This is a genomic window from Paenibacillus sp. OAE614 (assembly GCF_040546645.1).
GTDB classification, from domain to species: domain Bacteria; phylum Bacillota; class Bacilli; order Paenibacillales; family Paenibacillaceae; genus Paenibacillus_AQ; species Paenibacillus_AQ favisporus.
On record NZ_JBEPOD010000001.1, the window covers coordinates 4,775,493 to 4,787,598 of the forward strand.

11 protein-coding genes are annotated in these 12,106 nt (G+C 57.4%); 2 read left to right on the forward strand and 9 right to left on the reverse strand.

What is annotated here, in order from left to right:
* Positions 1–77: 77 nt before the first annotated feature.
* The 6 genes from ABIE48_RS22075 to spoVAC form a co-directional block, all read right to left on the reverse strand.
* Positions 78–2,309 (reverse strand): transglutaminase TgpA family protein, encoded by a 2,232-nt coding sequence (locus ABIE48_RS22075; protein ID WP_192715750.1) that lies wholly within the window; start codon positions 2,307–2,309, stop codon positions 78–80.
* Positions 2,306–3,550, reverse strand: coding sequence for a DUF58 domain-containing protein (locus ABIE48_RS22080; RefSeq protein WP_192715751.1), 1,245 nt, complete (start codon positions 3,548–3,550; stop codon positions 2,306–2,308). The genes ABIE48_RS22075 and ABIE48_RS22080 overlap by 4 nt, the downstream gene beginning before the upstream one ends.
* Positions 3,551–3,553: 3 nt before the next feature.
* Positions 3,554–4,510 carry an AAA family ATPase gene (locus tag ABIE48_RS22085; protein WP_076169730.1) on the reverse strand — a complete coding sequence of 319 codons (957 nt, stop codon included), beginning with the start codon at positions 4,508–4,510 and terminating at the stop codon, positions 3,554–3,556.
* 285 nt (positions 4,511–4,795) lie between these two features.
* A complete protein-coding gene (spoVAE, locus tag ABIE48_RS22090) occupies positions 4,796–5,146 on the reverse strand; it encodes a stage V sporulation protein AE (protein ID WP_076169729.1) in 351 nt (116 codons plus the stop codon).
* 3 nt (positions 5,147–5,149) lie between these two features.
* Positions 5,150–6,172 (reverse strand): stage V sporulation protein AD, encoded by a 1,023-nt coding sequence (gene spoVAD / locus ABIE48_RS22095; RefSeq protein WP_145947427.1) that lies wholly within the window; start codon positions 6,170–6,172, stop codon positions 5,150–5,152.
* Entirely contained in the window at positions 6,169–6,672 is a 504-nt protein-coding gene (spoVAC, locus tag ABIE48_RS22100; protein WP_076169727.1) for a stage V sporulation protein AC, read from the reverse strand. The genes spoVAD and spoVAC overlap by 4 nt, the downstream gene beginning before the upstream one ends.
* A 511-nt stretch (positions 6,673–7,183) precedes the next feature.
* Between spoVAC and ABIE48_RS22105 the strand changes: the two genes are divergently transcribed.
* The gene (locus tag ABIE48_RS22105; protein ID WP_192715752.1) at positions 7,184–8,263 is read left to right on the forward strand and encodes a M42 family metallopeptidase; all 1,080 of its coding nucleotides are present in this window, start codon (positions 7,184–7,186) and stop codon (positions 8,261–8,263) included.
* A 158-nt stretch (positions 8,264–8,421) separates the two neighbouring features.
* On the opposite strand, the gene ABIE48_RS22110 is transcribed toward ABIE48_RS22105, so the two are convergent.
* On the reverse strand, positions 8,422–9,003 hold the full coding sequence (locus tag ABIE48_RS22110; protein ID WP_145023440.1) for an NADPH-dependent FMN reductase: 582 nt from the start codon (positions 9,001–9,003) through the stop codon (positions 8,422–8,424).
* 222 nt (positions 9,004–9,225) lie between these two features.
* Here ABIE48_RS22110 and ABIE48_RS22115 point away from each other — a divergent pair, with 222 nt between their 5' ends.
* Positions 9,226–9,579: a LytTR family transcriptional regulator DNA-binding domain-containing protein gene (locus tag ABIE48_RS22115; protein ID WP_105444462.1), complete on the forward strand. Its 354-nt coding sequence runs from the start codon at positions 9,226–9,228 to the stop codon at positions 9,577–9,579.
* A 221-nt stretch (positions 9,580–9,800) separates the two neighbouring features.
* On the opposite strand, the gene ABIE48_RS22120 is transcribed toward ABIE48_RS22115, so the two are convergent.
* On the reverse strand, positions 9,801–10,937 hold the full coding sequence (locus tag ABIE48_RS22120; RefSeq protein WP_145023439.1) for a glycerate kinase: 1,137 nt from the start codon (positions 10,935–10,937) through the stop codon (positions 9,801–9,803).
* 113 nt (positions 10,938–11,050) lie between these two features.
* Positions 11,051–12,022: a D-2-hydroxyacid dehydrogenase gene (locus ABIE48_RS22125; protein ID WP_192715753.1), complete on the reverse strand. Its 972-nt coding sequence runs from the start codon at positions 12,020–12,022 to the stop codon at positions 11,051–11,053.
* Positions 12,023–12,106: the final 84 nt, after the last annotated feature.

Genomic DNA, 12,106 nt, shown 5'->3' on the forward strand with positions numbered 1-12,106 from the left:
CTGCGTAGTTAGTAAAAAACTTATGTTCGGGCGAAACAAAAAAGAAAACGCCCGGAGGGCGCCTTCTAAAAAGTCCATCACGCTGCATTCTTCGGTATCTTTTTCATCGCAGCTTTCAATTCCTTCGCATGGGCATGGACGCTTCTCCATTCCGATTCCGACACCGATGAAGGGCTGTAGCGCGCCTTCTCGAACAGCTGCAGCAGCGGCTCCAGGAAGGATCCGAGCGCCGGGGACCGTCCTTCCCAGCGGCTGACCGACTCCCGGAGCGTTTCGTCCGCGCCGCGTTTGAGTCCTCTTCGGCGCAGCTGCTTGATCCACCGTTCGGTCATGACAATGACCTTCTGGTCGGGAGACAGCTTTTGTCCCGTACGAAGCCGGAGCCATCCGAACCGGAGCTGGAGCCGATTCCGCCACAGCACATACACTGCAAACGCTGCGAGGATGAGGAGGGAAGCGCCGTATACGATTTGCACCACTGGTCCGCGATCCTGGCTCTGCGCTGCCTGTTGCGGCGCCTGCTCAGGCTGGTCTTCCTCCACTTCCGGCTGTGCCTCCGGCTCGGCCGGATCTTGCGCCTGGGCGTCATGCGTGAGCAGCGGCATGCTGAAGCCGGGGGTCGCTTCCACCGGAATCCAGCCGTACGGCCCGAAATAGACCTCGGCCCACGAATGCGCATCGGCATTGGTCACCGTATACACGCCGGAGTCCGAGGTGCCCTGCACGCCTTGGACCTGCACGTCGGCGCTGCTACCCTGCACCTGGCCGGGAGCGTACCCTTTGACCCACCGCGCCGGGATGCCGAGGGAACGGGCCATCATCACCATCGAAGTCGAGAAATAATCGCAGTATCCTTCCTTGATCTCAAACAGGAAGCTGTCCACGAAATCGTCGCTGACCTTTTTGGACAAGTCGGGCTCGTTTGTATATGTGTAATTCGTTGTTAAATAGTTTTGAAGCAGACCGATCTTTTCATAAGGCGTTGCTCCGGAAGCCGTCACTTCTTCCGCAAGGTCGCGGGCCCGCTTCGGAAAGTCGTTCGGCACCTGCAGATAGGCATCCTCGGTCCCTTGGGAGCCGTACAGGTCGGCGAACGACTTCTGGCGGATTTCATCCTCCGAAACGACCGGAACCTCGGACACCACCGTGTAGGTTTTCGGATAACGGTCCCGCTTTGACTCGGCGGTCCAGCGAAGCTCCGACTGGGAACTGTTCCAGCGGAGGCTGCCTGTATTTTTCCCGTCATCGATAAGCTCTACTTTGGACAGGTTATACGCACCAAACAAAACGGGGTACTGATTGTCGCTCAGCATCGTAACCGTCTGTCTTACCGTCATCGAATCGCCGGCGGTTGGTCCATCACCGGAAAGCTTCGTATCTGCCGTCACCTCATCGGTCTCCCTGCCGGAATTGCGCTCGTCCCCCCAGCCGCTGCCAGTATACAGCCTGCGGGTCTCCCCGCGCCAATAGCTTCGCTGGTCCGAGCTGATTTCCATCACCGGCGTGTAGTCAAAGTTGAACCCGCCGCCGAGCTTGGTGTCGTTGCGGCTGTATCCCGAGGAAGTCCGCAGCACCGAGTCAGCCGGATCCCCGTCAACGCCGGCCGTGGCAGCCGTCTCGCCTTGGACGACCCAAGCCGTATAGGGATCGGTCAAGGACGGCGGCACTTCCGGCATGTTGACGCCGACCGCAAACACGAGCGAAAAAATGACCGCCACGTTCAGCAGCATTTTTAGCGGGTACTGCCGAAGATAGCGCCAGCCATGCGGGTATTTCTGCTGGAAGCGGCGGAAGTGCTCGCTGACCAGCCAGCCGAGCGCCGCAAACACCGTCCAGGCGACTTCCTTCCATAAATCGTACACGGTGAAGGAATCCAGTATGGAGAACGCCACGATCAGCATGCCTGTGAACACGAGAATTCTGCGCTGATTGTTGACCAGCTTGGCGCTGAGCAGCAGCAGAATCCAAGCGCCTACAGCAAAACCGAGGTACGGCAGCGCGTTGCCCGTAAACTGCTGAATCCGGTTCGGCAGGCTTCCTGCCGGAAAGTAAATCCAGTACGCGATCATCTCCCGGTGAATGATGTACAGCACGGCGATGCCTTCCAGCACGTACCGGTAAATGCTTTTGATTGGCAGCAAGATTTCGATCGCCGTGATGACCGTCACGCTGATGATGACGATGGCTGTCGTCTCGCTGTACCAAATGTTGTTCATAAAGTAAATCCACTGCAGCGCCATAATCCACAACCACACCAAGGATAAGGTGCGGAAAAACGAAGTGCGCAGCGAATACAGCCAGTTGATCAAACCCTTCCACCCCCTAATACGGCCGGCAGCTCACTCAGCGATTGAATGCTGCACGCAAAGGTTCCGCGGGAAGCGAGCATCGCTCCCCAGCCTTCTACGCCCTTTTCTCGCCCGGAGCTGATCCGGATGTGCGAAGAGCTCATGCCCCGGGTTTCAACCCAGCGCAGAATGTCGAGCACCTGCTGGCCGCTGGCCGGTGAAATGAAAACGAGGAAGGCCCCCGCCGGGAGAAACCGTGCGTTCTGCTCCAGCTTCGGGAGCAGCTTACCGTAGCCGTCGGCGGACAGGTCCACCAGGTGATGCATCATCCGCTGGCGGTCCCCCTGCACGCTGCTTGGCGGAAACAATTTGAATGCGTCGCCGAGGGTGGCGAGGCCCATATTCATTCTGCCGCGCCCGCCATACTCGAGCAAGGAAGCCGCTGTGGAAACAGCCAGCTCAAACTGCGCGTCGGAGCCGTAGTGAGCCTTCGTGGCGTCCAGCAGAAGCATCGTTTTCGGAACGGAATCGTACTCGAATTCCTTGGATTTCCACTGTCCGGTCTTCGCGGTAGCGTTCCAGTGAATCCGGGAAATCCGGTCCCCGTACACATAATCGCGGACGCCATTAATCTGGGTCGTCTCTTTGCGTGAAGCTGCCGAGGCGGTTTGCGGCCCTGCAAGCGGGGAATTCCGGTCGAACAGCTTCCATGTGGGGATAAACACGGTTCGGGGCATCACGCGAAACTGGCCGGGCACATGAAAACGGCCTTTATGCTCGATAAAGCCGAAAATATCCTCACTGACACATTCCGTCTCCGTAAAATAATATCTTCCCCGCTCCAGCGGCGGCGTCTGGAACATCAGCGTACCGCCGCCTCTGTAATTGGGAATGACGCTTTCCTCAAACGACCAGGAATCTCCGTTATGCCGCTTCATGACTTCACGGATAATGATATAGGGCATCGGCAGAAATCCCGGAATCGAAAAATGGAGCCTGACCTTGATCTGCTCGCCGGCGTGAAGCACGGTGCCTTGTCCCCTTTCGGTGGACAGCTGGCGCGTTCCCCGCGTCAGCCGGACGCCGCTGATGCCAAGCACGATCAAATACAGCACGATGACGCTGATCATGACAAACAGCATCAGGGACGTCTTGCCCCCCTGAAACAGAACATAGAACAGGCTGGCGACCCATACGAGCAGTACGGCCCAATACCTCGGGGTTTTGAGTCCGGATCGGATACCGGTTAACAGCCTTGTCATCATTTATCGCTCCATCGCTACAGGCACATGCACCTGCTGAAGGATGTTTTTCAGCACGGATTCCGGACTGACGTTGTCCAGCCGGGACTCCGGACGAAGGATGATGCGGTGGGCGAGAACATAAGGAGCGAGCGTCTTAATATCGTCGGGAAGGACGTACTCCCGCTGCTGCAGGAAAGCAAACGCCTTGACCGCGTTCAGGAACGACAGGGAAGCGCGCGGGCTGGCTCCGAGCAGGACGGAGGCATGCTCCCGGGTACGGCGTACGATGCTCAGCAGATAGTCCGTCACCGCCTCGTCGATATAAATGCTGCGGATTTCATGCTGCATCTCCGCGATCTGTTCCATGTTGGTCACCGGAGTCAGCCGGTCGACCGGCTGGCCCTGCTTGTGCTGGTACAGCAGGCTTTTTTCCGTGGCCGCGTCGGGGTAGCCGAGGCTGATCTTCATCATAAAACGGTCAAGCTGCGCTTCGGGCAGCATGTAAGTGCCTTCAAAGTCGATCGGATTCTGGGTGGCGCACAGCATAAACGGACGGGGAAGCTCATACGTTTCGCCGTCCACCGTCACGTTGCGCTCTTCCATGACCTCAAGCAGGGCCGACTGGGTCTTCGTCGTGGCCCGGTTAATTTCGTCAGCCAGAAGAATGTTGGTCATCACCGGACCCGGACGGAAGTAGAACCGCTCCTCGCGCGGATGAAATACGGAAACACCGGTAATATCGCTCGGCAGAATGTCCGGGTTGCACTGGACACGCCGGTAATCGCCGCTCATGGACCGGGCGAGCGCCTTGATGAGCTGCGTCTTCCCCGTTCCGGGTACATCTTCGATCAAAACATGCCCTTCGGCCAGCAGAGCAGTTAGAAGGAGCTGTATTTCAAATGATTTTCCCAATATGCAAGATTCGAGATTAGATCTTACTGCTGCAATAATGTGAAGAAATTCGCTGCGTACGGGCATATCAGTTCCTCCTAGAATTCGTAATCAATGAACATGCTCGCAGATGCGTTCACTGGTAAATCGATAACATCGTAAAATAGCTGGATACATATAAGTATATATTTTACATTGTACATGAAGGAAGAACAGAAAGTATATTGGGCACATTTCCTAAAATCGTCGTATACCCCCACATACCCGCCGAAATGAACGGCAAAACACCCCGGAATACACAATTCCGGGGTGTTTATTCGGGCATACCATTTTCAGTTCAAGCAAGGAAATGCAAACGGCGGATTGGTGGAATTACCCGCGGGGACGGACGAACAGCGCGGCGATAAACGAAAAGATGATCGCCGCCGATATCCCCGCGCTGGTGACCTCGAAGATGCCTGTCACAACCCCGATCCAGCCGTCCCTCTGAAGCTCCGACAACGCTCCGTGAACAAGCGAGCTGCCGAAGCTGGTGATGGGAACGGAAGCGCCGGCACCGGCAAATTTGACGAGGGGATCGTACCAGCCGAGACCGTCAGCCACCGCTCCCGCCACCACCAGCGTGCTCATCGTATGCGCTGGCGTCATCTTGAACAAGTCCATCATGAGCTGGCCGATGACACAAATCAGACCGCCGATAATAAACGCCCATAAAAACTGCATTGGTTAATCCTCCATTTCCAGCGCTACGGCGTGGGCGATGCACGGAATGCTCTCTCCCTGCTGAACCGACAAGGGGGAGTGCAGCGAGCCGGTCGCCACGACCAGCACTTTATGTAGTTCGCGTTGCAACATCCGTTTGACCAAATGGCCGTAGGTCACCGCCGCCGAGCAGCCGCAGCCGCTTCCTCCGGCCAAGACTGCCTTCTGCTTCTCACGGTTATAAATCATGAGCCCGCAATCGCCGAATTTCGTCTCTTCCATCTGGTAGCCTTCCTTCTCCAGCAGCTCCTTCGCAATCGGCAGACCGACCGAAGCCAGATCGCCGGTCACAATCAAGTCATAATAATCGGGAGACAGCCCCGTATCCCGGAAATGCGCGGCGATCGTATCGGCAGCGGCCGGCGCCATCGCGGCGCCCATATTGAACGGATCTTTGACCCCAAGGTCCATGATCCTGCCGATGGTCGCCCGGGCGATCCTCGGGCCGGCTTGGCCCTGTCCGCCTTTGGCGATGACGCCGCAGCCCGCCCCGGTGACCGTGTATTGGGCGGTCGGCGGCTTCTGCGAGCCGTATTCGGTCGGATACCGGAACTGCTTTTCGGCCGTGCAGTTATGGCTGCCCGTTCCGGCCATCACCCGTTCCGCGGCCCCCGTGTCGACCATCAGGGCGGAAATCGCCAGGCTTTCCATGGACGTCGAGCAGGCCCCGAATACGCCCAGGTATGGCACGCCAAGCTTGCGGGCGGAGAACGTGCTGCTGATGATCTGGTTCATCAGATCGCCGCCAACATAGAACTGGATCTGTTCCTTGTCCAGTCCCGACTTGATGACGGCAAGCTGGGCGGCCTGCTCCAGCAGCCTCCGCTCCGCTTTCTCCCATGTTTTCTCATTGATTTCGAGATTATCGTACACATAATCGAAATCGGGAGACAGCGGGCCTTGTCCCTCATCAGGACCGACGACGGCGGCGCTTCCGATCAGAACGGGCCGGGTGTCAAACTCCCAGGTCTGGCCGGTCAGCTTCATGGCTGATGCACTCCCTGGATGCCGAAGATGGCGTAGACGAGTCCCACGACGAAGGCGGCGACGGTTCCAAACACGATCACGGAGCCGGCGAGCTTGAACATGTTGGCCCCGACGCCAAGGACATAGCCTTCCGCTTTATGCTCAAGCGCCGCCGAGCACATGGAGTTGGCGAAGCCCGTAACCGGTACCGCCGTGCCCGCTCCAGCCCATTGGGCGATTTTGTCGTACACGCCAAAGCTGGTCAGGATGACCGATATAATAATGAGCACCGCAACGGTCGGATTGCCCGCTTCTTTGACCGTCATGTCAAACCAGCTCATGAACGCTCGCTGAATCGCTTGTCCGATCAAACAGATCAAGCCGCCGACCACAAAAGCACTTACGCAGTTTTTGAATGTGCTGCGCGAAGGAGAATGCTTTTTGCTAATGGATTTATATTCCTCGGGCGTCAAGGAATCGATCTTGAATCCGGTTCCCCTGTTCTTCGTATTGGCAGGCATTACAGGCACCTCCTATTCATCATTCCTTTTCATTATTTGTCATTTGCAGGAGAGTTATGTATGTCATGCGGAGGCGGGCAGCAAACAGCGCCAGGCAGCCGGGCGCTAATATTTGAAACCTGGCGGCTGTTTAATGAGGGCTATCCATGGCAGGCGGATTATAATAAGAAGAGAAGCACGATGACCAGCAAAATCAACAATACGAGGATCAGGATGTTTTCTTGGCGGCGATCCATGTGTATCGGTTCCATAACCAGGCTCCTTCCGGCTGACTTCAGGGCATCCGTCCAGGATATCCTATTCATCAGGTTCGCCATTTGTGCTTCTGCCCGCCGGACGTGGACATTCGGATCAAGTGGGTTCATACTAAGGATTGAAGTCAACTGCATAGAATGAACTAAAGAAATGAATATTATTGGCCTCTATAGGCCGTAATAACAGGAAGTTCAATGCAAAACTTTGGTTCAATCTAAATACATAACCACATTCATGATAAAGGAGATAAGGTACGATGGATCAAAAAACAAAAGATATGTTCCGCAAGCTGACGGAATTCCCCGCGGCTTCCGGATTTGAAAAAGACCTGCGCGCATATTTCAAGGAGGCGGTGACCCCGTTCACGAACGAGTTCGTTCAGGATCGCCTCGGCAGTCTGTTCGGCGTTCTCCACGGGGATGAGAACGGCCCGAAAGTCATGGTGGCCGGCCATTTTGACGAGGTCGGTTTCCTGGTCACCGGCATTACCGAAGCCGGAATGGTGCGCTTTCAGCCGCTCGGCGGCTGGTGGAGCCAAGCCGTGCTCTCCCAGCGGCTGCAAATCATCACGCCTAACGGTCCGGTAACGGTATTCGGGGTCGTCGGATCGACGCCGACCCACCTGCTGGACGAATCGCAGCGTAGCAAACCGGTGGACATCAAAGCCATGTACATCGACATCGGTGCGGATAACCGCGAGGAAGCCGAATCCTTCGGCATCCACCCGGGGCTTCAGGTGCTGCCGGTCTGCGAATTCACGCCGCTGGCCAATCCGAAGAAAATCATGGCCAAAGCCTGGGACAACCGCTACGGGGTCGGCCTTGCGATCGAACTGCTGGAGGCGCTCCACCAGGAGAAGCTGCCGAATACGCTGTACTGCGGCGCAACGGTTCAGGAAGAGCTGGGACTGCGCGGCGCGCGCACGTCGGCCAACCTCATCCAGCCGGATATTTTCTTCGCGCTGGATGCGAGCGCAGCCAACGATATGACCGGCGACAAGAGTGCCTTTGGGCATATCGGACAGGGAGCGCTGCTGCGCATATTCGACCCGACGATGATCACCCACCGCGGACTCGTGGAATATGTACAGGATACGGCGGACACCCACAACATTAAGTATCAATATTTCGTATCCCCTGGCGGCACGGACGCCGGGCAGGTGCATTTGAGCGGAATCGGCGTGCCGTCTACCGTCATCGGCATTTGTGCCCGCTACATTCATACGTCTTCGTCGATTATCCATACCGACGATTACGATGCAGCCAAGGAACTGCTGACCAAGCTGGTTAAAGGCCTCGACCGCACGACGCTGAACACCATTATCGAAAATGCCTGAAGCACGGCTGCCCCTCCGGCGGCGAAAGCTCATTGCTTGCTAAACAGCATGCTTCCCCGTCCGAAGTTCCGACACGGTAACACGAAAAAGCCTGCGCGCTCCAAATCTCAGAGTTGGAGCGCTGCAGGCTTTTGTATTAGGAAATCCGGTTATCTAACTTACCTGAACCCGTTCATGCCATTTGCTGCTGCCTCTCGTACAGCCTCTTCCAGCTTCCCTAGCATGCCCTTCAGCCTCTCGTTCAGCTCCTCATCCTTAATCTCTCCGCCCCGAAGCTTCTGATTGAGGAAAGGTACCGTGAAAGACCCGCCCTCCACCAGGTCAGCCGTCATCATCCTAAGGGTCATCTGAAGGGACTCATGCGCCTTCTCTCCACCGGTTTCCATCGGCGATCCGCTGACGACAGCGACGGGCTTGTAGACGAATTCTCCGGACGATACCAGCCAGTCAAGCGCGTTTTTCAGCACGCCCGGCACGCCATGGGCATATTCGGGGGTGCTGATGATCACGCCGTCCGCCTGACGGATCGTGTCACGAAGCCGTGCCACCGAAGGGGTCGGGTCGTCTCCATCCATATCCGGGTTAAAATGGGGAAGGTCTCCGATGCCTTCAAATATCGAAATCTCCATCGTTTCCGGCGCCAGCGGATAGAGGGCGTGAATCAGGCTCGTATTGGACGATTGTCTCCGGAGGCTTCCGGAAATCGCCGTGATCTTTATAGGACTTGAGTTCAAAGGCATTCGTCCTTTCTCGGTTTGACATTGGCAGGCGACCGCGCATATCGCAGCCGTCTATGACCATTGTGGCCGTAATGGAAAATTTGGTCAATACCGTGAGCGCTTTTGTCCAAGTTCACAAAAAAAATCATAGAATTCACAAATTTACTCTTATGCAGGACGAAAAAGTGTGGTAGAATGAAAGCGCTAACACTTTATCATCTTCTAAAAGGGGGCTTTGGTAAGATGACTTCATCCGACAAGGTGCTGCAGGAATATCATCAATTTGATCCGGTGACGGACGCGTTTTTCTTTAAGGTCGGCGGTCAGGGACAGGTTATTTTCCACGGCAGAAACTATATTATCAAGAAACGGTTAACCAGCCAGGAAATTTCCGCTTTGATCTCGCAGCCCAATTTTGTCCGAGCCGCATCCAACATCCATGTCAACGTGAATAAAATTACTTCCTTTGAAGGCAACGTCCTTCACTTCCGCGATGATTTTGCTTACCCCCGCACCATTTCCGTTTCCAAACGCGTTTTGGAGCAGATTAAGAAACGGATGTCCAGCCCGCTGACGGATATGACGCTGAAGAAATAACACAAACCAAAATCAAGGGGTCATCACAGAAAAAAAGCAGCAGTTGGCCGGGCTTTCCGGACACTGCCGCTTTTTTTATATCCAAAAGTATAAACTTCCTGGGCTAAACATCCTGATCTCGCAAAAAATTTTCCGCTAAACGCGGTCTGGCTTCTTGGCATGTACGTCGATAGTCTTAATGATATTGCCCTTTAAAAAGACGATTCGTTGACGGCATAATTCTACCCGCGGACGATTCCGGCAAAAGTCCGGATCACCTGCTCAGCCGACATCTCCAGCAGCTCTCCGGCACGGGCCATCGCTTCCTCCAGTGCCATCGGTCCGTTCACGATGCTGTGCACGCTGAGGATTCCCGCATCATACAGCGGATCGATCCCCGGCCCCACCGATCCGGCCAGGGCGATGACCGGAACCCCGTGCCGCCGCGCTTCCTTGGCGACGCCCATCGGCGTCTTACCGGATGCGGTCTGCGCGTCCATCCGGCCTTCGCCGGTGATGACGAGGTCCGCGCCTTCAAGGTGCGCCACGAATCCCGAATGCTCGATCACGAGATCGATGCCGCTCCTCATCCCGGCTTTGAAAAAAGCGAGCAGCGCCGCTCCTACGCCGCCAGCAGCGCCCGCCCCAGGCAGGTCATGCACGCGCATGCCCGTCGCCTCCAGGATGCGGTCCGCCCAGACGCGCATCCCCTGTTCCAGCATCGCGACCATCTCGGGCGTCGCGCCCTTCTGCGGGCCATACACATGGGATGCGCCGTTTGGGCCGAGCAGCGGGTTCTGCACGTCGGAAGCGATCACAAAGGTCGATTCGGCAAGGCGTGCATCCATTCCGCCCATGTCGATCGCCGCCACGCGCTGCAGCTCCAGGCCCCCACGTCCGACCGGCTGCCCGGCCTCATCCAGCAGCCGCACGCCAAGCGCCTGCAGGATGCCGGCGCCTCCGTCGTTCGTGGCGCTGCCGCCGATCGCCATAATAAATTGGCGGCAGCCCGCATCGAGCGCACGGCGGATCACCTCGCCGGTCCCGTACGTCGTCGTATGCAGCGGGTCCCGCTCCTCAGCGGCGATCAGCTCAAGCCCGGACGCGCTGGCCAGCTCCACCACGCAGGTGGACCCTCCGTGGATGAGGCCGTATTCGGCGTCGACCGGCCTTCCCAGCGGATCGGACACCTGCACTTTTGCCTTGGTACCGCCAAAGCGGGTCAAGCTGTCCAGCGTCCCCTCTCCGCCGTCCGCCATGGGGACAAGCACCGTTTCCGCGCCAGGCAGTGCGCGTCTTATTCCCCTGTCAATGGCCGCCGCCGCGTCGGCGGCACGGATGCTGCCCTTGAACGAATCCGGAGCGATCACGATTTTCATTCGGCTATTCCCTCCTTTTACAATCTTCCCTTGCATTATGTTTATGCCTCCCATGCACGGATTCTCCCCACTGAATCAAAAGAGCCTTCACGCCTTCCGGCAGTACGTCATTCTCAGCGGGAGTGCGGCCCAACCGTGTTCACCGGCCGCCCTTCCAGGAACGCGGCGACGTTGCCCACAGCGATGCTCATCAGCCGCTCCCGCGCTTCCACCGCCGCCCATGCCATATGCGGGGTGATGATGCAGCGCGGGGCATGCACAAGCGGATGGTCTGCGGCGGGAGGCTCCGCCGCAAGCACGTCAAGTGCCGCGCCTGCAAGCCGGCCTTCGTTCAGCGCATCGGCCACATCCTGCTCCTGCAGCAGCCCGCCGCGGGCGGTATTGATCAGGAAGGCCGAAGACTTCATCAGCGCCAGGCGTTCGCGGTTGATGAGCCCCTCGGTTTCCGCCGTCAGCGGACAATGCAGGCTCACCACGTCCGACTCGGCCAGCAGCTGCTCGAGCGGGACACGCCGGACGCCGCTGCCTTCGTTCCCGCCCGCCTTCCCCGGTCTGCCAGATACCAGTACGCGCATGCCGAAAGCCTCCGCCAGCCGCGCGACCTGGCGGCCGATCCGGCCATAGCCGACGATCCCCATCGTCTTCCCCCAGAGCTCGATTTGCGGGGTCAGCGTATAGGAGAAATCCACCGCCTTCGCCCAATCTCCCGAGCGTACGCTGTCTCCATGCCGCCCGATCTGGTGGCAGAGCTCAAGCAGCAGCGCGAACACAAACTGCGCCACAGACTCGGTTCCGTATGCCGGCACATTCGTCACTGTAATCCCGCGCGCAGCAGCGGCGTGTATGTTAACCACATTGTAGCCGGTCGCAAGCACGCCGACGTAGCGGAGGTTCTCTGCCGCCTCCAGCACCTCCCGCGTCAGCGGGGTTTTATTCGTCAGCACAATTTCGGCGTTCCCGATCCGCTCCTGAATCAGCCCGGCGGGGGTGCGCTCGTAGACCGTCACAGAACCGAGCTCTCCCAGCTCGTCCCAGCTTAAATCCCCCGGGTTCAGCGTATGTCCGTCCAGCACGACGATGTTCATTACAGTCAACTCCTGTTCCTGAAAGTGTAATCGAATTCCCGCATCTTCAGCTAGCAGCAGGATAGTTATCTCTACTATACCATT